Below are 25487 nucleotides of genomic sequence, written 5' to 3' on the forward strand. Positions count from 1 at the left end.
CAGCCGGGCGTTCCGCGGGGCGGACGGTACGAGGGCGCACGAGGCGGGTGCGAAACCTGTACGAACCGGTACGGGACGGTGCGAATCAGTGCGAGGCGGTGCGAGCACGGTTCGAAGATGCCGTATCCGGCGGGTGGTTGCGTGAGCGCGGGTTTTCCTGCGTACGGGAGCGGGCCGGGGTGTATCCGGGCGGAGAAGGGGGCGGTGGCGCCCGGGGGCGCCCCTTCGGGCACGGCCTGGCCTCCATAGGGGGCGTGGCCGAAAACCAGTGCGCGGGCCCATGGGAGGGACCGGGCTACCGTCCGCCGACATCAAGCGATACCGTTCGGCATTGTCGAACCCTATTCAGAGCGGCCCGTTGCGAGCAGGTCAGGGAGGTGCCCGGTGGCCCGGACCATCCAGTCGCTCGAGCGCGCGGCAGCCGTGCTGCGGCTCCTGGCGGGCGGCGAACGCAGACTCGGCCTGTCCGACATCGCATCGTCGATGGAGCTGCCGAAGGGCACCGCGCACGGTCTGCTGCGCACCCTCCAGCAGGAGGGCTTCGTCGAGCAGGACGGCGCGACGGGCAAGTACCAGCTCGGCGCCGAGCTGCTGCGGCTGGGCACGAGCTATCTGGACGTGCACGAGCTGCGCTCCCGTGCCCTGGTGTGGGCGGACGACCTGGCGCGCTCCAGCGGCGAGAGCGTCTATCTGGGAGTCCTGCACCAGCAGGGCGTGCTGATCGTCCATCACGTCTTCCGGCCGGACAACAGCCGCCAGGTGCTGGAGGTCGGCGCTATGCAGCCGCTGCACAGCACCGCCCTGGGCAAGGTGCTCTCGGCCTTCGACCCCGTGGCGCACAGCGAGGCCGTCGACGGCGAGCGCCGCCGCTTCACCGAGCGCACGATCACCGCGCTCGACGAGTTCGAGGACGTACTGGAGCTGACGCGGGCCCGCGGCTGGGCCGCCGACGTGGAGGAGACCTGGGAGGGGCTGGCCTCCATCGCGGCGCCGATCCGCGACCGGCGCCGCATGCCGGTCGGAGCGGTCGGTGTGACGGGCGCGGTGGAGCGGGTCTGCGAGGACGTGGCGGCGGCGGCCGGGGTCGTCGGCGCCGTGCCGCCCGGGAACGCAAGCGGTGCGGCGGCCGAGGTGGAGCTGCGTCCGCTGCTCGTCGCCGCCGTACGGGACTGCGCTCGCGCGGTCTCACGGGATCTGGGCGCGCGCAGGTTCTGACGCCGGCTTCCGGCAACGGCTTCGGGCAACCCGTCCGGCAACTGCCGCGCGGCGGGCCGGAGTCGGGCCTCCCACGGTTCGGATGCGGCGGAAGCGGGCCGTCCTACCGCGATGGAGCGGGGCGGCCGGCAGTGGTGCGGGGAGGCCCGGTGCGGCCCCGCCGCCGCCCCCTGCCCGGAGATGATCTCCCCTGCGTAGAGGTACTGCGGGAGTCCTGGGTCACACCCCTTGACGGGACCACCACCAGGGGCAAAACTGCCCCATCGGCGGTCGGCATTGTCGAACACCGGACGGAACCGGCCCGCCCTCCCCATCTGGACAAGCCAAAGGAGTCGCGGGTGTCCAGCTCCGACATCTTCTTCAGTGAAACCACAGGTACCGCTCTACTGATCCTGCTCGGTGGCGGCGTATGCGCCGCCGTGACCTTCAAGCGCTCCAAGGCGCACAACGCCGGATGGGTGGCCATCGCCTTCGGATGGGCCTTCGCGGTCCTCACCGGCGGCTACGTCGCCCAGATGTCCGGCGCCCACCTCAACCCGGCGGTCACGCTCGCCCTCGCCATCGAGGGCACCACCCCCTGGGCCGACGTCCCGGTCTACTTCGCCTCCGAACTCCTCGGGGCGATGATCGGCGCCGTGCTGGTGTGGCTCGTCTACTACGGCCAGTTCCACGCGGACCTCAACGAACCGGAGATGGCGGAGCGCAGGGGCGAGAACCCCGGCCCCGTGCACGGCGTCTTCTTCACCTCCCCCGAGATCCGCAACACCGTCCAGAACCTCGTCACCGAGATCATCGCGACGTTCGTACTCGTCATCGCGATCCTCAACCTGGGCCTCACCAAGGGCGTCGGCGTCTCCGGGACGGGAGTGCTGATAGTGGCGCTCGTCGTCGGCGGCATCGGTCTGTCGCTCGGTGGCCCGACGGGGTACGCCATCAACCCGGTCCGCGACCTCGGTCCCCGCATCGTGCACGCCCTGCTGCCCCTGCCCAACAAGGGCGGCTCCGGCTGGGCCTACTCGTGGATCCCGGTCGTGGGCCCGCTGATCGGCGGGGCGATAGCCGCCGGTCTGCACCAGGTCGCCTTCGCCTGAGCCCCCGTACGCTGCCGGGGCCGGGAGCCCGGTCCCGGCGGCGTACGAGCACAGGCCTCTCAGTCCGGACGGATCAGCCCGGACGGACGGCCCGGGCCGCACGGCCGAGAGCCCCTTCCCGACGAACCACTTGGAGCAGGACACATGAGCGAGTCAGAGAACCAGTCCGCGGGCGCTTCGCACGGCCAGGGCCCCTTCATCGCCGCCATCGACCAGGGCACGACCTCCAGCCGCTGCATCGTCTTCGACAAGGACGGCCGGATCGTCTCCGTCGACCAGAAGGAACACGAGCAGATATTCCCCAAGCCCGGCTGGGTGGAGCACGACGCCGCCGAGATCTGGACCAACGTCCAGCAGGTGGTCATCGGCGCGCTGGAGCAGGCAGGCATCACCAAGGCCGACGTGAAGGCTCTCGGCATCACCAACCAGCGTGAGACGACGCTGCTCTGGGACAAGGCCACCGGCGAGCCCGTGCACAACGCGCTGGTCTGGCAGGACACCCGCACCGACACGCTCTGCCGCGAACTCGGCCGCAACGTCGGCCAGGACCGCTTCCGCAGGGAGACCGGCCTTCCCCTGGCCTCCTACTTCTCCGGTCCGAAGATCCGCTGGCTGCTCGACAACGTCGACGGGCTGCGCGAGCGCGCCGAGCGCGGTGAACTGCTCTTCGGAACCATGGACTCGTGGGTCATCTGGAACCTCACCGGCGGCCCCGACGGCGGGCGCCACGTCACCGACGTGACCAACGCCTCCCGCACCATGCTGATGAACCTCCACTCGATGAGCTGGGACGAGAAGATCTGCAACTCCATGGGCGTGCCCATGTCGCTGCTGCCGGAGATCCGTTCCTCCGCCGAGGTGTACGGAGAGGCGAAGGGCGCGCTGGCGGGCGTCCCGGTGGCCTCGGCCCTCGGCGACCAGCAGGCGGCCCTGTTCGGCCAGACCTGCTACTCGGAGGGCGAGGCGAAGTCCACCTACGGCACGGGCACGTTCCTGCTGCTCAACACCGGCCACGAGGCGGTCAATTCGTACAACGGACTGCTGACGACGGTCGGCTACCAGATCGGCGACGAACGCCCGGTCTACGCCCTGGAGGGCGCGATCGCGGTCACCGGTTCGCTGGTGCAGTGGATGCGCGACCAGATGGGCCTGATCAGCACCGCCGCCGAGATCGAGACGCTCGCCAGCTCCGTCGAGGACAACGGCGGCGCCTACTTCGTACCGGCGTTCTCAGGCCTGTTCGCCCCGTACTGGCGTGACGACGCCCGCGGCGTGATCGCCGGTCTCACCCGCTACGTGACGAAGGCGCACCTGGCGAGGGCGGTGCTGGAGGCGACGGCCTGGCAGACCCGCGAGATCGTCGACGCGATGAACAAGGACTCCGGAGTGGAGCTGACCGCCCTCAAGGTCGACGGCGGCATGACGTCCAACAACCTGCTCATGCAGACGATGTCGGACTTCCTCGGCGCACCCGTCGTACGGCCGATGGTCGCGGAGACCACCTGCCTCGGCGCCGCCTACGCGGCCGGTCTCGCTGTCGGCTTCTGGTCCGACACCGACGAGCTGCGCGCCAACTGGAAGCGGGCGGCCGAGTGGACGCCCAGCATGGAAGCGGCCGTTCGCGACCGCGAGTACAAGAACTGGCTCAAGGCCGTGCAGCGGACCATGGGCTGGATCGAAGAGGAGAACTGAAACTGATGAACACCCTGCAGAGCGTCCCGACCCTGGGGACGCGCCCGGCTGCCGGCGGCAATCCCAGCCGCGCCGAGACCAGGGAGCTGCTCGCGGGAGCGACCTACGACCTGCTGGTCATCGGCGGCGGCATCCTGGGGACCTCGGTCGCATGGCACGCCGCGCAGTCGGGACTGCGGGTGGCGATGGTGGACGCCGGCGACTTCGCCGGCGCCACCTCCTCCGCCTCCTCCAAGCTGGTACACGGCGGCCTGCGCTACCTCCAGACCGGTGCCGTGAAGCTGGTGGCGGAGAACCACCACGAGCGCCGGGTGCTGGCCAAGGACGTGGCGCCGCACCTGGTCAACCCGCTCAAGTTCTATCTGCCCGTCTACAAGGGCGGGCCGCACGGCGCGGCGAAGCTGGGCGCCGGTGTCTTCGCCTACAGCGCGCTCTCCGCGTTCGGCGACGGCGTCGGCCGCGTCGTCTCGCCGTCGCGTGCGGCGGCCGACAACCCGGGGCTGCGTACGGAGAACCTCAAGGCCGTCGCGGTCTACGGCGACCACCAGATGAACGACTCGCGCATGGCCGTGATGACGGTGCGCGCCGCCGTCGACTCCGGTGCCGTCGTCCTCAACCACGCCGAGGTGACGGGGCTGCGCCGTACGGTCGGCCGCGTCACGGGGGCGGAGCTGCGCGACCGCGTCGACGGCACCGAGTTCGGCGTGGACGCGCGTCTCGTCCTCAACGCGACCGGACCGTGGGTGGACCACCTGCGCAGGATGGAGGACAAGGGGGCGGCGCCCAGCGTCCGCCTGTCCAAGGGCGCACATCTGGTGCTGCGCCGAAAGGCGCCCTGGCGGGCGGCGATGGCGACGCCGATCGACAAGTACCGCATCACCTTCGCGCTCCCCTGGGAGGACCAGCTTCTGCTGGGCACCACCGACGAGGCGTACGAGGGCGATCCGGCCGACGTCCGCGCGACCGAGGCCGACATCCAGCAGATCCTCGACGAGGCGGCCTTCTCCGTACGGGACGAGCACCTCGGCCGGGATCTGATCAGCTACGCCTTCGCGGGGCTGCGGGTGCTGCCGGGCGGCCCCGGCGGCGTGACGGCCGCCAAGCGGGAGACGGTGGTCAGCGAGGGCATCGGCCGGAATGCTCTCGGTGGCGGGCGGCAAGTGGACCACGTACCGGCACATCGGCCGTGCCGTGATGGACAAGCTGGCCAAGCTGCCGGGCGGTTCGCTCGCCCAGGACATGGAGCCCGTAAGGGAGTTGGTGCGCCGCACCCCGCTTCCCGGTATCTCCAACCCGAACGCGGTGGCCCATCGCCTGCTGGTGGACCGCGAGCGCGAACCGGGCCCTCGCATGGACCCGATGACCGCCCGCCACCTGGCGACGCACTACGGCTCGCTCTCCTTCGACATCGCGCGGCTGGTCAACGAGGACCCGTCGCTGGGCGAACGCATCCACCCCGACGGCCCGGAGATCTGGGCGCAGGTCGTGCATGCCCGCGATCACGAGTGGGCGGTGACGGCGGACGACGTGCTGCGGCGGCGCACCACCCTCACCATCCGCGGTCTGGACACCGCGGAGGTACGGGAGCGCGTGGAGAAGCTCCTGGAGGAGCGCAAGGGCTGACGCGTGGCGGTCCCGGCGTCCCCTGGGTCCGGTACGCCGGCGGTCCGGTGCCGACCGGCCCTGTGACAGAGGGACTTGAGGGGCCGGGACTTGGGCCGGAACCGGGGGCCCGGAGCTTGAGTGGCCCGGGCGGCGGCTGACCAGGGCCGGGAACCAAGCCCGAGGGGGTGAGAGGCGCCCCGTGCGGCCGTGACGGGACCGCACGGGGTACGCAGGCGGGCGGGCCGACGCCGGGGCGCGGCCCGCCCGCCGTCCTGCGTGGGGTCCGTACGGGGATGCGGGGGCGTTCGGCCTGACGCGGATCACAGACGTACGGCCCGCGCCAACTTCCCTTGGCGGCCTGTCAGTTCACGTAGCCGGACGGCCCCGTTCCCCCGGCTCGGTCCCGCGCCGACGGGTCCAGCCACACCGCGGTGTCGGGTGCCAGCGTCCCGTCGCCGTGCCGGTACGCCGCCGGTTCGCTCGTCAGCAGGGGTACGGCACCGGACGGCAGCGGCACGGGCCGGTCCGAGAGATTGATCCGGCATTCGAGCAACTCGCCCCTGCGGAAGGCCAGTTCGCCATCGGCGGCGTCCAGCCACTCCAGTGCGCCGCCGCCCTCGCGGCCCTCCGAGCCGCGGAAGCCGCGGCGCAGCCTCAGCGCCGTCCGGTACAGCTCCAGGAAGGAACCCTCCACTCCGCTCTGCGCCTCGGCGGAGTGCGCTCCCCATCCCTCCGGCTGCGGCAGCCAGCTTCCGCCGGGTCCGAAGCCGTAGGAGGGGCCGTCCTTCCGCCACGGCAGCGGAACCCGGCAGCCGTCGCGGCCCTTCTGCCGGTGCCCGGTGCGCTCCCACATCGGGTCGCGCAGCGCGCCGGGCGGCAGGTCCGCGACCTCCGGCAGGCCCAGCTCCTCGCCCTGGTAGAGGTACGCGGTGCCCGGCAGCGCCAGGGTGAGCAGCGCGGCGGCACGGGCCCGGCGACGTCCCCGCTCGTGGTCGGGGGCGGGCTCACGCCCGTCGGCGGCCAGCCACTCCGTGAAGTCGGTGCCTTCGGGGAGGGCGTAGCGGGTGGCGTGCCGTACCACGTCGTGGTTGGAGAGCACCCAGGTCGGCAGGGTGCCCACGGAACGCGCCCCTTCGAGTGAGGTGTCGATGACGCCGCGGAAGGAGGCGGCGTCCCAAGGGCAGCGCAGATGGAAGAAGTTGAACGCCTGGTGGAGTTCGTCGGGGCGGGTGTAGAGCGGCAGCCTGGCGGCGCTGACGCCTGCTTCGGCGACGGCGATACGGGGCGGCTCGTAGGAGTCGAGGATCTTCCGCCAGTGCCGGTAGACCTCGTGCACCTGGTCGCGGTCCCAGAAGGGGTGATCGTCGCCCTGGGGCGGGGAGTTGAGCGGTGCCGCGTCGTTGCCGCGGGTGTCGCGAAGCGGCTGCCGCAGGTCCTTGCGCAGACCGTGTGCGACGTCGACGCGGAAGCCGTCGACGCCCAGGTCGAGCCAGAAGCGCAGGGTGCGCTCGAAGTCGGCGGCGACCTCGGGGTTCTCCCAGTTCAGATCGGGCTGTTCGGCCGCGAATATGTGCATGTACCACTGCCCGTCGGGGGTGCGTTCCCAGGCGCCGCCGCCGAACTTCGACTGCCAGTCCGAGGGCGGCTCGCTGCCGTCGGGCCCGCGGCCGTCCAGGAAGTGGAAGCGTTCGCGTGCGGCGGAACCCGGCGGCGACGCCAGCGCCTCCGCGAACCACGGGTGCCGGTCGGAGCAGTGGTTGGGGACGATGTCGACGATGACCTTCAGTCCCAGCGCGTGCGCGCGGGCGAGCAGTTCACGGAAGTCGTCGAGCGTGCCGTGGCGGGGGTCGACGTCCCGGTAGTCGGAGACGTCGTAGCCTCCGTCGGCCCAGGGCGAGGGGTAGAAGGGCGTCAGCCAGACCGCGTCGGCGCCGAGCCCTGCCAGATGGCCGAGGCGGTCGGCGACGCCGCGCAGGTCGCCCATTCCGTCACCGTCGGAGTCGGCGAAGCTCGGCACGTAGACCTGGTAGACGACGGCTTCACGCCACCAGTCGTCGGCGGCTTCGGCGGGCTGCGGGGACGTGCTGGCTGTCACGGTGTCCTCTCTGAAGTGGCTTACGCGGCGGGCCCGTTCCGCTTGCACGCCGGTACGGGGGGCGGCAGAACGCGGGCAGTCGGGCCGGGCGGCGAAGCGCACCGTAGGGCGGGGGCCACGGCGCTCGTGCGCCGGTGCCCGGTTGTCGTGATCGAGCCTCATCAGTAACACCGTGCAGGTCAAGGGGGTGCTACGGGTCCCGGTCGCGACGGGGCCCGGCCGTGTGCGCTGCCGTGCCCGCCGGCGGGCGCCGCCCGCTCGTTACGGTGCGGCCAGGGCTGCGGCATGCGCCCCCTCACGCCGTAGGCTGGTTGCCGCACGGAACGGAACGGCAGCCGGGTGCGCGTCGACGCACACCACCCGGCCGGAAGGAGGCGCTGGGTGATCGAGCTCGAGGGAGTTCCCGAGCTGGTCGACCCGGTCATGGTGGCCGCGTTCGAAGGCTGGAACGACGCCGGCGACGCCGCCTCCACCGCGGTCGGGCACATGGAGCGCGAGTGGAAGGGCGAGGTCTTCGCGGCACTGGACGCCGAGGACTACTACGACTTCCAGGTCAACCGGCCGCAGGTGTGGCTGGACGGCGGCTCGCGCAAGATCACATGGCCCACGACGCGGCTGGCGGTCGTACGGATCGACGACGCGGGCGGCAAGGAAAACCCCGTGACCTGGTACTGGTGCGGGGCATCGAGCCGAGCATGCGCTGGCGCTCCTTCTGCAACGAAATCCTGGGCTTCGCCCATGAGTTGGGCGTCGAGATGGTGGTGGTGCTGGGCGCGCTGCTCGGTGACACCCCGCACAGCAGGCCCGTGCCCGTGACGGGCGTCACCTCCGACCCGGACCTGGCGCGCACGATGAACCTGGAGGAGTCGCGGTACGAGGGCCCGACGGGCATCGTCGGCATCCTCCAGGAGGCGTGCACGCACGCGGGCGTACCGGCGGTGAGCCTGTGGGCGTCGGTGCCGCACTACGTCTCCCAGCCGCCGAACCCGAAGGCCACCCTCGCGCTGCTCAACCGGCTGGAGGACCTGCTGGAGCTGAACGTGCCGCTCGGCGAGCTACAGGAGGACGCAAGGGCCTGGCAGCTCGGGGTGGACCAACTCGCGGCGGAGGACAGCGAGGTCGCCGAGTACGTGCAGTCGCTGGAGGAGGCGCGGGACACGGCCGAGCTGCCGGAGGCCTCCGGCGAGGCCATCGCGAAGGAGTTCGAGCGCTATCTGCGGCGGCGCGACGGCGGGTCCCCCGGCGGCGCCCGGGACTCCGGTCATGGGCCGGGGGCCGGTCCGGTCCCGGGGCCCAGCGCGGGTGCCGACTTCGGCGGGGAGACCCCCAAGCGCGGTGCGGGCGGCGGGCGTTCCCTTCCGTCGAGACGTACGTCCACGGGCGGCGGCAAGGAGGCCCGTAAGGACAAGGACGCCGAGAACGGGGCGGATGCCGGTACGGGCGATGCGGAGGCCGAGGCGGACACCGGCGCGGACCCCGGAAGCGCCGACGAGGAGAAGGACGTCGGGACGGCCGGTAAGCGGGGCGGCAAGCAGACCGGCAAGGGCGCGGAGGACGCAGGGAACGCCAACGACGCGGAGGGCACGGAGGAGACGAAGGGCGCGGAAGGCGCGGAGGGCGCCAAGGGTGCCGAGCGCGCCAAGCCCGCCCGGCGCTCCGGCACCACGGGCACGGGCAGGAGCGGCAGCAGAAGCACGCGCGGCACCGGCAAGGGAAGCCGTGCCCGGAAGCCCGCCGAGCAGGCCGGGGAGGCCAAGGACTCCAAGGAGGCCAAGGACGCCGAAGACGCCGAGGACGGCGCGAAGGACTCCGACGGCAGTCGCAAGGGGGAGAGCGGAAAGGCGAAGCCGAAGCGGTCCTCGTCCAAGTCCCCGGCCAAGCCCCGGTCCAAGCCCTCGTCGACGTCCACGTCCAAGTCCCCGTCGAAGAACGGCGACAGCGGCGCCGAGGACACGAGCGCCGAGGACGGCGGCGTGGACGACGGCGGGACCGCCGGCAGCAACGGGAACGCCGAGAACACCGGGAAGACCGGAGGGGCCGGAAAGACCGGCAACGCCAAGAACCGCGGCAGCGGCAAGGAACGGGGGAAGGGCAAGGACTCCGGCGAGGAGTGAGCCCACCGTGTCCGGCCCCGTACACATCGGAGGGGACACAACGGAGGGGGCCGCCCCGTGCGCACCGCGCGGGGCGGCCCCTCCGTATGTCGTGGCAGTCCCGGGGCTGCCCCGGGACCAAGGGGACTACTCCAGGACTGGCCCGGGACTGCCCCGGAACTACAGGGCCACGCCCAACAGCGCGTCCACAGCGCGCGAGACGACGCCCGGGGCGCCCTCGTCGCTTCCTCCCCCGGCCTCCTGTTCGGCGGCCCACCGGTCGACGGCGGCGAGCGCCGCCGGTGAGTTCAGATCGTCCGCGAGCGCCACGCGGATCTCCTCGACGACGGATTCGGCGGGGGGCCCGTCGGGCCGTGAGACGGCCGCACGCCAGCGTGCGAGCCGCCGCTGTGCCTCGTCCAGCAGAGCGGCGGTGTACTCCCAGTCCGACCGGTAGTGGTGGGCGAGGAGCGTCAGCCGGATCGCGGCGGGGTCCACGCCGTCGCGGCGGAGCTGTGAGACGAAGACCAGGTTCCCCTTGGACTTCGACATCTTCTCGCCGTTCAGTCCGACCATCCCGGAGTGCACATACGTCTGTGCGAAGGGATGCTCGCCGGTGAGCGCCTGCGCGTGGGAGGCGCCCATCTCATGGTGCGGGAAGGCGAGATCCGACCCTCCGCCCTGTACGTCGAAGCCCATGCCGAGGTGTTCCAGGGCGATGGCCACGCACTCGATGTGCCAGCCGGGGCGTCCGGGGCCGAGTGAGGCGCCGTCCCACTGCGGTTCGCCCTCGCGGGCCGCACGCCACAGCATCGGGTCGAGCGGGCTCTTCTTGCCGGGCCGCTCGGGGTCGCCGCCGCGCTCGGCGGACAGTATCCGCATGGTCTCCGCGTCGAGACGTGATACGCCGCCGAAGTGCGGGTCCGCCTCGACGGAGAAGTAGACGTCGCCTTCGAGTTCGTAGGCGGCGCCCTGGTCACGCAGCCGCTCCACGAGCGGGACGATGCGCGGAATCGATTCGACAGCACCGACGAACTGCCGCGGCGGGAGCATCCGCAGGGCCGTCATGTCCTCCCTGAAGAGCGCCGTCTCACGCTCCGCCAGCTCCGCCCACTCCTCGCCCGTCGCCCGGGCCCGCTCCAGCAGAGGGTCGTCGATGTCGGTGACGTTCTGTATGTAGTGAACCTGGCGCTTGGTGTCGAGCCACACGCGCTGTACGAGGTCGAAGGCGTTGTAGGTCGCCGCGTGCCCCAGGTGGGTGGCGTCGTACGGGGTGATCCCGCAGACGTATATGCGGGCGACGGGACCGGGGGCCAGAGTGACGCGGCCGCCCGTCGAGGTGTCGTGGATCTCCAGGTCGCGGCCCTGACCAGGCAGGGCGGGGACCTCGGAAGCGGGCCAGGCATGCATTCCTTGAGACTAACCCGGACAGGAGTTCGCCATTCGGACGGGACGGCCGCACTCCGGGCCGGACCTGTGGAAATGGCCGAATAGGCGGTCTTGACCGCGTACGGCCGGACGCGTACCCGGCCGCCGTACGGACTGCGATGTCGTACGACCCTGAGCGTCAGACGGGAGGCCAGGGGATCGCGGGCCAGTCGCCGCTGGGGAGCGGATGACGGCCGGAGCTGATCAGCCCGCCGACCCGCTTGCGGAGGGCCTCCAGTTCGGCCGCGGTGATCAGCTCGGAGAGCCGTACCGCGAGAGGCGCGCCCTCGGCGAGCGCCGCGGCGAGCCCGCGCAGGGTCGCGACGGCCTCGGAGGTCAGGTCCTCGCCCGCCCAACCCCACAGCAGGGTGCGGAGCTTGTCGTCGACGTGGAAGCTGACGCCGTGGTCGATGGCGTACAGCTCGCCCGTGGGGAGCGTCAGCAGATGGCCGCCCTTGCGGTCCCCGTTGTTGATGACCGCGTCGACCACGGCCAGCCGCCGAAGCCGGTCGTCGTCGGCGTGTACGAGCAACGCCGGCCGCGCCGTGCCCGTGTCCACGTACCCGACGGGCTTCCAGCCCTCCCCCGGTTCGTCGCCCTCGACGATGGCGAGGAGTTCCCCGCCGCCGTCCGAGCCGCCGGACTCGTCGGCGTCGTCGGCGTCCGAGGCGTCGTCGGCCTCGGCGTCGCCTGGGGTCTCCTCGCTGCTCTCGCCCCCGAAGTCCCCCTCCCCCACGGCGACTTCGGAAGCCGCACCGTCCTCGGACTCCTCGCCGTCCTCGGGCTCCGCGCCCGGCAGCGGCCCCACCCACGCCTGGCACATGCCCTCGCCGAACGGCCCGTCCCTCAGCACCGTCGCCGGAACGAGGTCCCAGCCCGTCGCACGGGAGATCTCGTACGCCGCCACCTCACGCTGTGCGAGCGTCCCGTCGGGGAAGTCCCACAGCGGGCGTTCGCCGGCCACCGGCTTGTACACGCACGGCACCCGCCGCCCCTCGTGCTCGACCTCGCCGAAGAGCACGGCGTTGGATGCCTGCCGGATCTGACCCAGTACGTTCAGCGTGCCCAGGGCGAGACGGGTACGGGTCTCATCGGCCGTCGGCGAAGGGGCCGAATCCGCCGGGGCGCCCGGATCGGCCTCCCTCGGCATGCGGCCGGAGTCGGCTGTCGGGTTCATTCGCCGCGCCGGTATCCGTTCTGACGCGGGCACACATGCCCCTCGGGGTCGAGCGGAAGGCTGCACAGCGGGCACGGCGGGCGGCCCGCGTTGACGACTTCCAGCGCACGCTTGGCGAAGGCGCGGGCCATGGTGCCGTCCAGCCGCACCCGGAGCATCGGCGGACCGTTCTCGTCGTCCTGGAGCAGCCGTTCCTCGGCGTCGGCGAGGTCCTCGTCGGAGTCGGCCTCCAGTTCGACGACGGCCTGTGCCTCCACGACCATGCGCTCGCCGTCGCCGTCCCAGGCCAGCGCCATGGTGCCGACGCGGAACTCCTCCTCGACGGGCGTCTCCAGCGGTTCCGTGTCGTCCAGTTCGGCGGGCGCGACGGCCGGTACGGGTGCGTTGCCGCCGGAGCGGCGCACGACCTCGTCCAGCAGCTCGTCGATCCGCTCGGCCAGTGCCTCCACCTGTGCCTTCTCCAGGGCGACGCTGGTGGTACGGCCGGAGGCCGACGCCTGGAGGTAGAAGGTGCGCCGTCCTGGCAGCCCGACGGTACCGGCGATGAATCGGTCCGGCGGGTCGTAGAGGAACACCTGACGGGACACGTCCTGCTCCGTTGTCTCGACGTCTATTCGGTCTAAGGCACCCTACTGCCCGCGCCGATCTTCCTGCTCAGGCTCCGCCCCCCACGGTGGCGTCGCTGCCCTGCCGTCCGGGGCCTCCCCGGTCACGGGGGCCGCGCGGGCCGTCACCGGCGGAGGCTTCTCCACCGGGACGCCCTTCTCCTTCCCCGTTCTCGTCGCCCGCACCGTCCTTCTTCTCGTTCCCGGCCTCTTCCTCGTTCGAAGGCTCCGGCGGTCGCAGGGAGTCGAGTTCGCCGGTCTCGCCGAGCCGCAGCAGAAAGGGCCGCAGCGGGGTGTAGCGGATGACGGTCAGCGAGCAGGGGCCGACGGCGATGCGCTGGAAGAGGTCGAGATGCATCCCCAGGGCGTCGGCCACGACCGACTTGATGATGTCGCCGTGCGAGCACATCGCGTAGATGGCGTCCGCCCCGTGCTCGTGCTCGATCCGGGCGTTCCACTCCCGTACGGCCTCCACGGACCTCGACTGCATCGCGCGCATCGACTCCCCGCCGGGGAAGGCCGCCGCCGAGGGGTGCTGCTGCACCGTCGTCATCAGCGGCTCGTCGGCCAGTTCGGCCAGCTTCCGCCCGCTCCAGTCGCCGTAGTCGCACTCGGCGACGCGCTCCTCGCTGTGCACGGGGACGTCGGCCCGTGCGCGGAGCAGCGGTTCGACGGTCTCCCGGCAGCGCTGCATGGGGCTGGTGACCACGGCGGCCAGGGGCAGGGCGTCCAGTCGCCCGGGCAGTGCCTCGGCCTGGGCGCGGCCGTGCTCGTCCAGTGCGACTCCCGGCGTGCGCCCGGCGAGCACCCCGGAGGTGTTGGCGGTGGAGCGGCCGTGCCTTACGAGGATGAGCGTGGGCATGCGTGCCAGCGTAGGCGAGGGCTTCGAAGCGGCTGCCGGTGGTTGTATCGGCCGCTTCGGGGCACAATGACCAGTCGTGATCGTGGACTGCGCCATCTACCGGGACGGACGCCGCATGGAGCGGCCGGCCGACTACTCCGATGCCCTCGACGAGGCCAGGGAGACCGGTGACGCGTTTCTCTGGATCGGGCTGCACGAGCCGACCGAGGCCGAATTCGACCACGTCACCAGCGAGTTCGACCTGCATCCCCTCGCCGTCGAGGACGCGCTCCACGCCCATCAGCGGCCGAAGCTGGAGGTCTACGAGGACTCCCTCTTCCTCGTACTCAAGCCCGTCTCCTACGACGAGTCGACGACGGTCGTCTCGACCGGCGAGCTGATGCTCTTCGTCGGGGACTCCTTCGTGGTGACCGTGCGGCACGGGAAGGCCAATCCGCTCGGCGAGGTGCGTGAGCGGCTCGAGCACGACCCCGAGGTGCTGCGGCACGGGCCGACGGCGGTGATGTACGCGGTGGCCGACGCCATCGTCGACCAGTACATGGAGGTGGCCGCCGATCTCCAGGTCAGTCTCGACGAGTTGGAGGAGGAGGTCTTCTCCCCCGAGGCTCTGGCCGCCCGCGACATCGCCGGACGGATCTACGCCTTCAAGCGCCAGGCGCTGGGCTTCCGCCGGGCCACGGGCCCGCTCGCGGAGCCGCTGGAGCGGCTGACGAGGCCGGGGGTGCCGTTCGTGCATGAGGACTCGCGGCCGTTCTTCCGTGACGTCAGCGACCATCTGACAAGGGTCAACGAGCAGGTGGAGGGCCTCGACCGGCTGCTGTCGGACATCCTCTCGGCGAACCTGGCGCACATGAGCGTCCGGCAGAACGACAACATGCGGAAGATCTCGGCATGGGCCGCGATGTTCGCGATCCCCACCGCCATCGCCGGCATCTACGGCATGAACTTCGAGCACATGCCGGAGCTGCACTGGGTGTGGACGTATCCGGCGGTGCTGGCGCTCATCGCGGGGGCGTGCCTGACGCTCTTCCGTGTCTTCAAGCGCCGCGGCTGGATGTGAGAGGGCTCCCTCTCGTCGCCCCTCGGCTCCGCTCGGCCGCGTCCCGGTGCGTAACCCTTGCGCGTACGGCGCGTTGAGCCGCGTAACGGCCGTGGCGGGGATGACCCCCGAGCCCCCTCCACGGCCGTAAGCATGCCCGCGGGCCCTCCCCTACGAGGCGACACCCGCCTTCTCCAGGGCCTCGACTCCCGCGCGCAGCCCCGCGATTCGCTCCTCCCTGGTGAAGCCCGCGGGCGCGAGGGAGAGGGTGGTCACACCGGCCTCGGCGTAGGCGCGCATACGGTCGGCGATGCGGTCGACGGAGCCGAGGAGAGTGGTGGAGTCGATGAGTTCGTGCGGCACGGCGGCCGAAGCGCCGTCCTTGTCCCCGTCCAGGTACTTGTCCTGGATCACGGCGGCTTCCCGCTCGTAACCCATGCGCTGTGCGAGCCGGTTGTAGAAGTTCTGCTTGCGGCTGCCCATGCCGCCGACGTAGAGGGCCGTGTACGGACGGAACTGGTCGGCCAGCGCGTGTACGTCGTCCCCGACGGCCATCGGAACGGTCGGGCAGACGTCGAAGCCCGTCAGTTCCTTGCCGGCCTTCTCTCGTCCGGCGCGCAGATGCCGCAGCGTGGTCTCCTCGGCGTGCTCGGGCGAGAAGAAGATCAGCAGCGCACCGTCGGCGATCTCCCCGGTCTGTTCGAGGTTCTTGGGCCCGATGGCCGCGATGTAGAGCGGGATCTCCTCCCGTACTGGATGCACCGTCAGCTTGATGGGCTTGCCGGGGCCGTCGGGCAGGGGCAGCGTCCAGTGCTCGCCCTCGTGGCTGAGGCGCTCGCGGGACATGGCCTTGCGGATGATCTCGACGTACTCGCGGGTGCGGGCCAGCGGCTTGTCGAAACGCACCCCGTACCACCCCTCGGAGACCTGCGGGCCCGAGACGCCGAGGCCGAGCCGGAAGCGCCCGCCGGAGAGGGAGTCGAGGGTGGCGGCCGTCATCGCGGTCATCGCCGGTGCGCGGGCGGGGATCTGGAAGATGCCCGAACCTACGTCGATGCGCTCGGTCTGCGCCGCGACCCAGGACAGGACCGTGGGCGCGTCGGAGCCGTAGGCCTCGGCGGCCCAGCAGACGGAATAGCCGAGCCGGTCGGCCTCCTGGGCGACGGCGAGGTTGTCCGCGTCCATCCCCGCGCCCCAGTAGCCGAGGTTGATGCCGAGCCGCATACCGGCCCCCTTACTGATCAGTAACGTCACTGTCCCGGGGACTCTAGCGCGCCCTCGCCAGTAACCTCAACGCCCATGGAGGCAAGGCACCTCGGCCGTACCGGCCTGCGCGTATCCCGAATCGGTCTCGGCACGCTCACCTGGGCACGGGACACCGGGGAGCGGGACGCCGCCGACCAGCTCAAGACGTTCTGGGAAGCGGGCGGCACGCTGGTCGACACCGCGGACGTCTACGGGGACGGCGGCGCCGAATACCTCCTGGGCAGGCTGCTGGAGGGCCTCGTGCCCCGGCGTGACCTGGTGCTGGCGACGAAGGCGGGGAGCGTGCCCGACCCCGACCGGCGCTTCGACTGCTCCCGCGGGCATCTCCTCGCGGCGCTGGACGCGTCCCTGGAGCGGCTGCGCACCGACTACGTCGACCTGTGGCAGGTGCACGCCTTCGACCCGGCCACTCCGCTCGACGAGACGCTCCAGGCGCTGGACATCGCGGTCAGCACGGGACGTGCGCGCTATGTGGGCGTCTCCAACTTCAGCGGCTGGCAGCTCGCCAAGGCCGCCACATGGCAGCTCGCAGCCCCCGGTACACGCACCCGGCTCGCGAGCACACAGATGGAGTACTCCCTGCTCCAGCGCGGCGTCGAGCGCGAACTGCTGCCCGCCGCCGTCGACTTGGGGCTCGGGCTGCTGCCCTCGTCGCCGCTGGGGCGCGGTGTGCTCACGGCCAAGTACCGTCGCTGCGACCCTCCGCCGGACTCGCGCGGCGCCTCCGAGCACCTCGCGCCGTTCATCGCCCCGTACCTCGACGAGACGGCCGGGAGCATCGTCGACGCCGTCTCGACCGCGGCCGACGGACTGGCCGTATCGCCGCTGCTCGTCGCGCTGGCCTGGGTACGGGACCGGCCGGGAGTGACCGCTCCGATCGTCGGGGCGCGCACCGCCGCGCAGCTCTCCGAGGCGTTGTCAGTGGAGGGTCTTACTCTTCCTGACGAGATCTGCCGCGCGCTGGACGACGTCTCGGCGCCGGTGCACCGCTACCCCGACCAGGACTGGAGCGAGCTGTGACGGACGACAAGGCAGCCGAACTCCTCGCGGCGGTAAGGGCTGTGGAGAGCGGCGAGCGTTCAGCCGCGTCGTTCTTCACCGACACCGCACAGCCGCCTGCCGCGCCGCGACCGCAGCGCCCGGCGACGCCCGCGGGGCCGCGGACGGCTTCCCCGGGGCCGGACAGGCGGCCGGGCCCGGCCGCCGTGCCCGACGGGCTGCGCGAGGTGCTGGCGGCGGGCGGCGCCCCCGAGGCGCTGGCGCCCCGTGTCGCCGAATCCCTCGGCGAGCAGGCCGGGCCGCTGCTGCGTGAGGACCCCTGGCAGTTGCTCTCAGTCCCCGGCGTACGGCCGGAGCAGGCGGACGGCTTCGCACGCGCCCTGCTGGGCGATGACAGCGGCCCCGGCGACGAGCGCCGCGCACAGGCGCTGGTGGTGTGGCTGCTGGAGCGAGCGGCACTGAAGGGGCATACGGCCCTGGAGCCTGCCGCGCTGTCGAAGGGCCTGTCGCAGTACGCGGTTCCGGAGCCCGACGAGGCGGTGCGTACCGCCGTCGACGCGGGAGCCGTCCTGGTCTTTGAAGACGCGCTCGACGCCATGCCCGCGGGCGGCGGCCCCTCCCCGGGCGCCGCGGCGCAGAGCGGGGAAGGCGACGACGGGGCCGAAGAGCGGCCCGTACGGCTGCTGTTGGGGCTGGACCGCTATGCGCTGGCGGAGGAGAGCCTGGCGGACGGGCTGGCGCGGGTGATCAACGGCGCAGGTCAGGGCACAGCCCCCGGGGAGGCGCCCGATGCGTGGGAGAGCGCCGCGGCGTCGGCCTCGTCGCCGTCGGCGGCGGAGCTGATCCGTGCGGTGGCCGGTCATGGGCTGGTCGCACACACCGGCGGCGAGGCCGCACGAGCCGAGCCTGCCGCTCTTCTCGCCGCCGCGGAACGGCTGGGGCTGCGCGCATGTGCAGCCGCGCACACCGCCGGCGGACGCGACCGCCTCGCCGCGCTTCTCGCCGACGCGGCCGGGAGCGAGGGCGTGCCCGGCCCGTCAGAGCAGAAAGAGCCGGGAGAGCGAGCAGATCCGCGCGAGCAGGGCGAGCGGGACCGGCAGGCGGTCGTCACCGTCGCAGGGCTGCTGGACGGCCGCGAGGGTCCGGCCCGTGACGCGGAAGGCGCGTGGGCGCTCGATCTGCTGATCGTCTGCGACGCCCCCCAGCTCGACGCGGAGACGGCCGCCGCCCTCGTAGAGTCCCTTCCCGACGGGGCTCGCCTGGTGCTCAGCGGCGACCCGGGCGTGCTGGGCGCGGCCGGTCCCGGCCAGGTCTTCGCCGATGTGATCGCCTCGGGAGCCTGCCCGCGCGTGGCCTCGCGTACGCCGGACCCCGGGCCGATCGGCGAGCTGGTCTCCGGAATCGGCATCGGCGAACTGGGCCAGGTCGACGCCCCCGGCAAGGAGGTCGTGGTCGTACCGGTGCGGGACGCGGGCGAGGCCGTGCATCGCACCGTTCAGCTCGTGGCGGACTCGGTGCCGCGTGCCATCGGCGTTCCCGTGGAGGAGACCCAGGTGATCACGACGGGCCACGGCGGAGCGGCGGGCACCAGGGCGCTGAACGCCGCCCTGAAGGAGCGGCTGCGCCCCGGCCCGGGCCGCTTCGACGGTTTCGACCCGGGCGACCGCGTCGTCCACAGCCCGTCCCGTGGCCGTACGACACCGGCAGTGGTCGTATCCGGCGAGGAGGAGGGCCTGCGCCTGGAGCACTCCGGCACGGGCGAGCAGGTCGTCGTCGCACGCGACCGCGTCGCGGACGAGGTCAGGCACGGCTGGGCGATCACGGCCCATCAGGCGGTGGGCATGCGCTGGCCCGCCGTGGTGGCGGTGCTGCCGGGCGATGCGACCGAGGCGCTCGACCGCGAGTGGGTCTACACGGCGTTCGGGCGCGGCGAGCGTCATCTGTCGGTCGTACAGGGCGCGGAGGACGCGCTTCCGAGGGCCGTGGCTTCGGTGACCGCCCCGCCTCGCACGACGCGGCTGCGTGTGCTGCTGACACAGTCCGCCCGAGCGGCCGAGGCCGCGACGGCTTCACCGGCTGGGAGCGCGGCGGGCGGCGGCCCGGAGTAGGAGAGCCGCCCGTGCGCCCGCTGGCCGCGGCGGTACGGGTGCGCGTCAGCCGCGGCGATAGGGGCGCGACGCACCGCGGGGGCCGCTGAACTCGGGCGGCGGACGAGCCAGTTCATGGCGAGCCGATGCGCAGACGCGGTGTGCGGCCACCGGCCGCGGCGGCCCGGCAGCCGGCCGCCGAGCGCACGCCCCGCCTACGCCCCTGCCCTCACTCCTCGTCGTCCAGCTCGATGTCCGTCTCGTCGAATACGGAGCTGACGTCGAAGCGGCAGATCACCCTTTCGGGGTCGGCCTGCTCGAACGGCGCGCTCAGCCACTCCCCCGGCTCGCTCGGCTCGTCGGCCGCGGTCACCCACAGCGTCGAGTCGCCCTCGTCCAGGCCGAACTCCTTGTGCCGGGTGGCGATTTCATCGGCCTCGTACTCGCCGAAGAGGATGCCGAGCGCCGCGTGCACGCTGCTTCCCGCCGAGCCCGCGGCCTGCTCGTCCTCGTCCGCCGAGTCCGGGTCCAGGTCGGTGACGCGCTGGGCCTGCGCCAGCAGCCGCTGCGGCTCGACGACGCTGTAGTCGCGCCGGATCAGCACACTCAGCGCGCTGGGGACTTCCGGACCCGTGTAGGCGGGCATGGAGTCGCCGCCGGGAATCTCGAACGGAGTGACTTCGTCGTACGTTTCGTAGAGCAGCTCGTCGTAGGCCTCGCCCGCTGCGGCCAGCTCGTCGAAAGCGGCGTAGACGGCGGTGTCGGAGGCGCCGTTCTCGGTGTCCTTCCCAGCGCCTTCCGCACGGCTCTCGACCGCCTCGAGGTGCCGGTCAATCGCGGCTTTCACCGCTTCGGCGGCGGCGCGTACGTCGGCAGCGGTGGGCTGCTCAGCATCAGACATAGTGCAGACGCTATCCGTATCCGTCCTCTGCCCGCACAATAGATGAGATGCCGGAATACGAATTTCGCGATGTGTACGTGCCTCGCGGGGTCTCCCGCAAGGCGGCTACCCGACTGCTGACCGACCATGCCGAGTACGGGCACTGGGAGTTGGCCCGTACACGCCTGTACCCGGACGGCAGCCGCAGGGTGCGGCTGCGCCGCCGGATCATCCGCCAGCTCCACGCGACGTGGTGAGGTGACCTGGTGAGCCTTCCCGCCCCGGAGGGCGGCAGGACAAGGCGGCGGAGCGGGCCCCACCCGTGTGGTGCCCGCTCCGCCGTCTCTCAGGCTGTGCCCGCTCAGCGCTGCGCGAGGCGCGAGGCCCGCCGGTAGAGCACGAAGCCCCCGATCAGCAGGCCCGCGCTCACCGGCGCGGCGACGCCGATCATGTCGCCGGCGCCGGTGTGCGCCAACTCTCCGGCACCGGACTCGGACTGGGACTGGGTCCGCAGGTCGGAGGCCGAGGTGACGTCCGAAGTGCCCTCGGAACCGCCGCCTGCCGGGTTGTCGGCGCCCGGCCGCTCCGAACCCGGGGCGGTGGGCGTCGAGTTGCCCGGCTGCTCACTGCCGGGCGGCGTCTCCTCCTCCGGCCCATCGCAGCCGTCCCCGGTGTTGCCGAGGCCGACGACGTTGACGGAGTTGCCGCACGCGTCGATCGGTGCGTTGATCGGGGCCTCGATGTTGTTGCCCGAGCCGATGCCGTCGGAGGCGCCGGCCTGGCCGTCGGCCGACGGCGCCCCGCCGCCGCCTCCGCGGCACCCGGCCGCGGAGTTGAGGGAGCCGAGGACGTTGATGGTGTTGCCGCAGACGGTGATCGGGGCGTTTACGGGCGCGTTCACGTTGTTGCCGGAGAGCGCCCCGGATCCCGCGGCCGAGCCGGCTGCCGTGTCGGCGAACGCCGTGCCTCCCGAGAACGTGGCGAGCACGCCGCCCGCCGCGGCCACGGTGATCAGGCCGTTTCTTGTGACCTGTCTCATGGTTCTAATCCCCTGCCTTGCTTTCTGCCAGTGGGTATTACAAGGGCGCACAAGGGGGGTGGATTTGCGGATTCCGCGTCTCCGCCCCGGAAGGACCAGGCGGCGCCGGGGCCGTGTTCGTCGCGCACGGCACCGTCCGTTCTTCGCTTCCTCATGCGTTCGAGAACGACTTCAGTTGCCGCGGCAGGTTTCGCCGCCGGCGGTGTTCAGGCCACCGAGCACGGTTGTCGTGTCGCCGCAGACGTTCACGGGGGCGTCGACGGGTACGCCGACTCCGTTCCCGGACGCGGTGCCGGGAAGTATCCCGGCGGCGCCCCGGTCCCCTTGGCCGGCGGCGGCTACGTCTGCGCCGGCGAGCATCAGCCCGCCGCGGCGGCAGCCGTGGCAGCGGCGACCTTCTTGATCATTGATTCCTCCTAGTTGGCATGCAGTTCAAACCACGAACCGCATCCCCTGTAACGAAGACGGAGGAATCCGGGTACGAGCGGATGCTCGCATTCACCCTTTCCGGGCGGCTGCGTACAACCGCCCGAATTCCCGTTCCATACGGGCGTGTTGGCGGCAGCGCACGGGCAGGGGCGGCGCTGCCCGCCCGTTTGGAACGGCGGGAGGGCAGGTAAGTGCGTTCAGCTCAGCACTGGTCGAGGAAGCGGTCGAGTACGCGCACCCCGAACTTCAGGCCCTCCACGGGCACTCGCTCGTCCACGCCGTGGAACATCCCGGCGAAGTCCAGCTCGGGCGGCAGCTTCAGCGGCGCGAAACCGAAGCAGCGGATGCCCAGATCGTCGAAGGACTTGGCGTCCGTACCGCCGGAGAGCATGTACGGCACCGCGTGCGCGGCCGGGTCCTCGGCCTTGAGTGAGACCTGCATCGCGTCGACCAGCGCGCCGTCGAAGCTCGTCTCCAGCGCCTTGTCGGCGTGCACGTCCTCGCGGCGTACGCGGGGCCCCAGTACGCGGTCCAGGTCGGCGAGGAACTCCTCCTCGTGGCCCGGCAGGAACCGTCCGTCGACGTGCGCCGTGGCCTGGCCGGGGATGACGTTGACCTTGTAGCCCGCACCCAGCTGGGTTGGAGCCGCGGTGTTCTGGAGAGTGGCGCCGATGATCTTCGCGATGCCGCCGAGCTTGGCGAGCGTCTCCTCCATGTCCTCGGGGTCGAGTTCGGTGCCGAGCGCGTCGGACAGCTCGTCGAGGAAGGACCGTACGGTCTTCGTCACCCGCACGGGGAACTTGTGGCGGCCCAACCGCCCTACTGCTTCGCACAGTTCGGTGATGGCGTTGTCGTTGTTCGTCATCGAGCCGTGCCCGGCCGTGCCGTCGACCGTGAGCCGCATCCAGTGCATGCCCTTCTGGGCGGTCTCCACCAGATAGAGACGCAGGTTCTCGTTGACGGTGAAGGAGAAGCCGCCGACCTCGCCGATGGCCTCCGTCACGCCGTCGAAGAGGTCGCGGTGGTTGTCGACCAGGTGCCGTGCGCCGTAGACGCCACCGGCCTCCTCGTCGGCGAGGAACGCCAGCACCACGTCGCGCGGGGGCCGCCGGCCGCTGCGCAGCCGGTCCCTCACCACGGCGAGGGTCATCGCGTCCATGTCCTTCATGTCGACTGCGCCGCGTCCCCATACGCAGCCGTCCGCGATCTCCCCGGAGAAGGGGTCGTGGGTCCAGTCCTCGGCGTTGGCGGGGACGACGTCGGTGTGGCCGTGGATCAGCAGCGCGGGTCGGGAGGAGTCCTCACCCTCGATACGGGCCACGGTGGAGGCGCGGCCGGGGCGGGATTCGAAGATCTCCGGTTCGAGTCCGGCCTCCGCGAGCTTCTCCGCGACGTACTCGGCCGCTGCCCGCTCACCCGGCCCCTCATTGCCGCCGTAGTTGCTGGTGTCGATCCGGATGAGGTCACGGCAGAGGTCGACGACCTCACTCTCGGCGCTCGCTCCGGCACCGGTCGGTGCAGGGGTCGACTGGTTCACACTGCCTCCTCGTATCGCCGCGGGGGTCCGCACCCATCCTCCCGCCTACGGGGCGGCCTCCCAAGGGCGGGAGCATGAGCGGGGCGGGAGCGGGGCCGGAGCGTAGGGGTCGGCGGGGACCGAGCCGGGGCGAGACGGGGGCGAGTCGGGGCCGGGCGGGCGGGCAGCGGGGGTGATCGGAGGGGTGCGATCCAGTGTTAAAGTTGGCTCTGCCGCACGCCGATGGCGGGCGGTGCACCTTGTCGGGGTGGCGGAATGGCAGACGCGCTAGCTTGAGGTGCTAGTGCCCTTTACAGGGCGTGGGGGTTCAAGTCCCCCTCCCGACACCAGCTAAGGCCCCTGTCGATCAGGGGCCTTCTCTTTGGTCCCTGTCGCGTGACCGGTTTCGTCGGTCCCTGCGTGTGGTAAGCCATGCTCCGCAGGTCACCCCGTGGTGACGGCAGCCCTCATCGCCTTCAGCGGCTCTCGCAGTTCACGGTCGTAGAAGTCGAGGAAACCGTCCGGGTCCGGGCCGGCGTTCATCAGGACGAGGCGGTCGAAACCGGCGTCCGTGAAGCGTCGGGCGGCGTGGAGACAGCGCTTCGGGTCCGGGCCGCAGGCGAACGTCTCGGTGATGTCCTCCATGCGTACGGAGGCGGTGGCCGCTGCGAAGTTGACGGGGTTGGGCAGTTCGCTCATCACCTTCCAGCCGGTCAGCGCCCAGCGTGACGTCTCCAACGCCGCCCGTGCGGCCGCCTCTTCCTGAGGGGCCCAGGCCACGGGCACTTCGGCATAGCCGGGCCCGTCGCCTCCGGCCTCGCGGTAGTGGCGCATGATCTCCGGCCTGTCCTCGGTCGCGAACAGTCCGTCGCCGAGTTCCGCGGCGATACGCGCGGCGTCCCGGCCGCCGGCCGCCACCGCGACGAGCGGCGGACGCGGCGGCAGATCGAAGATCCGCGCGTCCTCGCAGCGCAGATGGGTGCCCTCGTAGGTCTGGTAACCGCCCTTCCACAAAAGGCGGATGATGTGCAGTGCTTCGCGCAGCATCTCCTGGCGCACGCGGATCGAGTCCGGGAACTCACGCCCCACGACATGTTCGTTGAGGCGTTCCCCGGAACCGACGCCGAGGACGAAACGGCCGTCCGACACCAGGGCCATGGTGGCCGCGGCCTGGGCGACGACGGCCGGATGGTAGCGGAGAGTCGGGCAAGTGACGCCCGTCGCAAGCCCGATGCGTTCGGTCCTGGCCGCGACGGCGCCGAGGACGGACCACACGAACGGCGAGTGGCCCTGGCTCTCCAGCCAGGGGTGGAAGTGGTCGCTCATCTCCACGAAGTCGAAGCCCGCCGTCTCGGCGGCCACCGCCTGACGGATGAGTTCCTGCGGGCCGAACGCCTCGGCCGCCAGCTTGTAGCCGATCTCCATGCTGCCTGCCCTCTCTGCTGCGCTTGAGCGGTTGGTCCGCACGGTCGTGTACGTCGCCGGATGCCGGTCTTCCCGACTCCCGTTCCCGTTCCGGCGATTGAAGCCCGGACAACTCGGAACCCCGCCTACGAAAGACAGTCGAGCCGAAGGAAAGGAGCGGCTCGTGGACTGGCGACACCACGCGGCCTGCCGGGACGAGGACCCCGAACTGTTCTTCCCGATCGGTACCACCGGTCCGGCGCTGATGCAGATCGAGGAGGCCAAGACGGTCTGCCGCCGCTGCCCCGTCGCGGAGCACTGCCTGAGCGCGGGCTTCGGCCAGTACTACGGCATATGGGGCGGCGTCTCCGAGACTGAGCGACAGTCGATGCGGCATCGCGCCCGTAAGGCGGCACTTCGGCATCGCGGCTGACACGGCCTCCTCTCGGTGGGCTCCCGGATGGGCTTCCGGTGGCCCGCGTGGGCTCGTGCGCCCGCGAGCCGGTACGGCGTGAGCGGCCGCACGGGAGCGCCTGAGCCGACGGGGACCTGGGTACCCGCGAGAGCCAGGTCATGCGAGGCCCGGCCGTGCCCGGCAGCCATGCCCGGCACGGGACGGCTTCGAGCACGAGGCCGAGCCGAGGAGGCGATGAGGATGCCGGAGCCCGGTAGCAAGGCCTACGACAAGAAGCGTGCGCGGCTGCGGAAGGACGCCGAGAAGGAGCAGCATCACGCGTCCGATCAGGAGGCCGACGAGGAGGCGAAGAAGAGGCTGGAGGAGGAGCCGCGGTGGCGTCCCTCCGGACCCCGTACGGAGCGTGGCCGGGGGCCGAAGGGCGAACGGTAGGCCTGAGCCTGGTGCGGGCCGGACCCGGGCCCCCGATCCTGCGCCCGGGCCGTCGACCAGCGGCCCAGGCCCGCTCCCGTACCCGCCCGGACCCCCGGGTTTCCGGGCGGGCGGCACG

Annotated in this window: 19 protein-coding genes, 1 tRNA gene and 3 pseudogenes; 12 read left to right on the plus strand and 11 right to left on the minus strand. The window is 71.7% G+C overall.

Features of this window, described 5'->3' with window-relative positions:
- Positions 1-384 precede the first annotated feature (384 nt).
- From MMA15_RS02465 to MMA15_RS02480, 4 genes and pseudogenes are all read left to right on the plus strand, one after another.
- Complete coding sequence (locus MMA15_RS02465; protein ID WP_241057283.1) at positions 385-1215, plus strand: IclR family transcriptional regulator; 831 nt, start codon at positions 385-387, stop codon at positions 1213-1215.
- 338 nt (positions 1216-1553) lie between these two features.
- Positions 1554-2306 carry an MIP/aquaporin family protein gene (locus MMA15_RS02470; protein WP_241057284.1) on the plus strand — a complete coding sequence of 251 codons (753 nt, stop codon included), beginning with the start codon at positions 1554-1556 and terminating at the stop codon, positions 2304-2306.
- Between the two features lie 144 nt (positions 2307-2450).
- On the plus strand, positions 2451-3998 hold the full coding sequence (glpK, locus tag MMA15_RS02475) for a glycerol kinase GlpK (protein WP_241057285.1): 1548 nt from the start codon (positions 2451-2453) through the stop codon (positions 3996-3998).
- Positions 3999-4003: 5 nt separating this feature from the next.
- A pseudogene (locus MMA15_RS02480) lies at positions 4004-5621 on the plus strand (glycerol-3-phosphate dehydrogenase/oxidase).
- Between the two features lie 343 nt (positions 5622-5964).
- On the opposite strand, the gene MMA15_RS02485 reads toward MMA15_RS02480, so the two are convergent.
- Positions 5965-7698, minus strand: coding sequence for a glycoside hydrolase family 13 protein (locus tag MMA15_RS02485; protein ID WP_241057286.1), 1734 nt, complete (start codon positions 7696-7698; stop codon positions 5965-5967).
- 381 nt (positions 7699-8079) lie between these two features.
- Between MMA15_RS02485 and MMA15_RS02490 the strand changes: the two are divergent.
- Positions 8080-9182, plus strand: a pseudogene (locus MMA15_RS02490) (PAC2 family protein); the annotation flags it as partial.
- A 789-nt stretch (positions 9183-9971) separates the two neighbouring features.
- Here MMA15_RS02490 and mshC read toward each other — a convergent pair.
- The 4 genes from mshC to MMA15_RS02510 all read right to left on the minus strand — a co-directional run bounded on the left by mshC (position 9972) and on the right by MMA15_RS02510 (position 13863).
- On the minus strand, positions 9972-11201 hold the full coding sequence (gene mshC, locus MMA15_RS02495) for a cysteine--1-D-myo-inosityl 2-amino-2-deoxy-alpha-D-glucopyranoside ligase (RefSeq protein WP_241057287.1): 1230 nt from the start codon (positions 11199-11201) through the stop codon (positions 9972-9974).
- Positions 11202-11358: 157 nt separating this feature from the next.
- Positions 11359-12429 carry an SCO1664 family protein gene (locus MMA15_RS02500; protein ID WP_372498164.1) on the minus strand — a complete coding sequence of 357 codons (1071 nt, stop codon included), beginning with the start codon at positions 12427-12429 and terminating at the stop codon, positions 11359-11361.
- Positions 12393-12983, minus strand: coding sequence for a DUF3090 domain-containing protein (locus MMA15_RS02505; protein ID WP_241057288.1), 591 nt, complete (start codon positions 12981-12983; stop codon positions 12393-12395). Before MMA15_RS02505 ends, MMA15_RS02500 begins: the two co-directional genes overlap by 37 nt.
- A gap of 67 nt (positions 12984-13050) precedes the next feature.
- Entirely contained in the window at positions 13051-13863 is an 813-nt protein-coding gene (locus MMA15_RS02510) for a histidine phosphatase family protein (protein ID WP_241057289.1), read from the minus strand.
- A gap of 76 nt (positions 13864-13939) precedes the next feature.
- On the opposite strand from MMA15_RS02510, the gene corA reads away from it, so the two are divergent.
- Positions 13940-14923, plus strand: coding sequence for a magnesium/cobalt transporter CorA (gene corA / locus MMA15_RS02515; protein ID WP_308290496.1), 984 nt, complete (start codon positions 13940-13942; stop codon positions 14921-14923).
- Between the two features lie 150 nt (positions 14924-15073).
- Here the strand turns inward: corA and MMA15_RS02520 are convergent, their stop codons facing one another.
- Positions 15074-16126, minus strand: coding sequence for an LLM class F420-dependent oxidoreductase (locus MMA15_RS02520; protein ID WP_241057290.1), 1053 nt, complete (start codon positions 16124-16126; stop codon positions 15074-15076).
- Between the two features lie 75 nt (positions 16127-16201).
- On the opposite strand from MMA15_RS02520, the gene MMA15_RS02525 reads away from it, so the two are divergent.
- A complete protein-coding gene (locus MMA15_RS02525; RefSeq protein ID WP_241057291.1) occupies positions 16202-17188 on the plus strand; it encodes an aldo/keto reductase in 987 nt (328 codons plus the stop codon).
- Positions 17185-19275 (plus strand): helix-hairpin-helix domain-containing protein, encoded by a 2091-nt coding sequence (locus tag MMA15_RS02530; RefSeq protein WP_241057292.1) that lies wholly within the window; start codon positions 17185-17187, stop codon positions 19273-19275. The genes MMA15_RS02525 and MMA15_RS02530 overlap by 4 nt, the downstream gene beginning before the upstream one ends.
- A 208-nt stretch (positions 19276-19483) precedes the next feature.
- On the opposite strand, the gene MMA15_RS02535 is transcribed toward MMA15_RS02530, so the two are convergent.
- A complete protein-coding gene (locus MMA15_RS02535; protein ID WP_241057293.1) occupies positions 19484-20155 on the minus strand; it encodes a hypothetical protein in 672 nt (223 codons plus the stop codon).
- Between the two features lie 47 nt (positions 20156-20202).
- Here MMA15_RS02535 and MMA15_RS02540 point away from each other — a divergent pair, with 47 nt between their 5' ends.
- On the plus strand, positions 20203-20391 hold the full coding sequence (locus MMA15_RS02540; RefSeq protein WP_037976561.1) for a DUF5703 family protein: 189 nt from the start codon (positions 20203-20205) through the stop codon (positions 20389-20391).
- Between the two features lie 104 nt (positions 20392-20495).
- Here MMA15_RS02540 and MMA15_RS02545 read toward each other — a convergent pair whose 3' ends face one another.
- The 3 genes and pseudogenes from MMA15_RS02545 to MMA15_RS02555 all read right to left on the minus strand — a co-directional run bounded on the left by MMA15_RS02545 (position 20496) and on the right by MMA15_RS02555 (position 23139).
- The gene (locus MMA15_RS02545) at positions 20496-21173 is read right to left on the minus strand and encodes a chaplin family protein (protein WP_241057294.1); all 678 of its coding nucleotides are present in this window, start codon (positions 21171-21173) and stop codon (positions 20496-20498) included.
- A gap of 171 nt (positions 21174-21344) precedes the next feature.
- Positions 21345-21580, minus strand: a pseudogene (locus tag MMA15_RS02550) (chaplin).
- A gap of 224 nt (positions 21581-21804) precedes the next feature.
- On the minus strand, positions 21805-23139 hold the full coding sequence (locus MMA15_RS02555) for a M20/M25/M40 family metallo-hydrolase (RefSeq protein WP_241057295.1): 1335 nt from the start codon (positions 23137-23139) through the stop codon (positions 21805-21807).
- Between the two features lie 241 nt (positions 23140-23380).
- Here MMA15_RS02555 and MMA15_RS02560 point away from each other — a divergent pair.
- A tRNA-Leu gene (locus MMA15_RS02560) sits at positions 23381-23468 on the plus strand.
- Between the two features lie 94 nt (positions 23469-23562).
- On the opposite strand, the gene MMA15_RS02565 is transcribed toward MMA15_RS02560, so the two are convergent.
- Positions 23563-24543, minus strand: coding sequence for a TIGR03557 family F420-dependent LLM class oxidoreductase (locus MMA15_RS02565; protein WP_241057296.1), 981 nt, complete (start codon positions 24541-24543; stop codon positions 23563-23565).
- Between the two features lie 163 nt (positions 24544-24706).
- Between MMA15_RS02565 and MMA15_RS02570 the strand changes: the two genes are divergently transcribed.
- The gene (locus MMA15_RS02570; protein WP_241057297.1) at positions 24707-24955 is read left to right on the plus strand and encodes a WhiB family transcriptional regulator; all 249 of its coding nucleotides are present in this window, start codon (positions 24707-24709) and stop codon (positions 24953-24955) included.
- 222 nt (positions 24956-25177) lie between these two features.
- Complete coding sequence (locus MMA15_RS02575; protein WP_241057298.1) at positions 25178-25369, plus strand: hypothetical protein; 192 nt, start codon at positions 25178-25180, stop codon at positions 25367-25369.
- Positions 25370-25487: the final 118 nt, after the last annotated feature.

This window comes from Streptomyces marispadix (genome assembly GCF_022524345.1).
Lineage (GTDB): Bacteria > Actinomycetota > Actinomycetes > Streptomycetales > Streptomycetaceae > Streptomyces > Streptomyces marispadix.

Coding starts and splice junctions, on each gene's coding strand:
- MMA15_RS02525 (WP_241057291.1), top strand. CDS start 16,202: ATGGAGGCAAGGCACCTCGGCCGTACCGGCCTGCGCGTATCCCGAATC.
- MMA15_RS02565 (WP_241057296.1), bottom strand. CDS start 24,543: ATGGAGATCGGCTACAAGCTGGCGGCCGAGGCGTTCGGCCCGCAGGAA.
- MMA15_RS02575 (WP_241057298.1), top strand. CDS start 25,178: ATGCCGGAGCCCGGTAGCAAGGCCTACGACAAGAAGCGTGCGCGGCTG.
- MMA15_RS02535 (WP_241057293.1), bottom strand. CDS start 20,155: ATGTCTGATGCTGAGCAGCCCACCGCTGCCGACGTACGCGCCGCCGCC.
- mshC (WP_241057287.1), bottom strand. CDS start 11,201: ATGCATGCCTGGCCCGCTTCCGAGGTCCCCGCCCTGCCTGGTCAGGGC.
- MMA15_RS02540 (WP_037976561.1), top strand. CDS start 20,203: ATGCCGGAATACGAATTTCGCGATGTGTACGTGCCTCGCGGGGTCTCC.
- MMA15_RS02520 (WP_241057290.1), bottom strand. CDS start 16,126: ATGCGGCTCGGCATCAACCTCGGCTACTGGGGCGCGGGGATGGACGCG.
- glpK (WP_241057285.1), top strand. CDS start 2,451: ATGAGCGAGTCAGAGAACCAGTCCGCGGGCGCTTCGCACGGCCAGGGC.
- MMA15_RS02545 (WP_241057294.1), bottom strand. CDS start 21,173: ATGAGACAGGTCACAAGAAACGGCCTGATCACCGTGGCCGCGGCGGGC.
- MMA15_RS02510 (WP_241057289.1), bottom strand. CDS start 13,863: ATGCCCACGCTCATCCTCGTAAGGCACGGCCGCTCCACCGCCAACACC.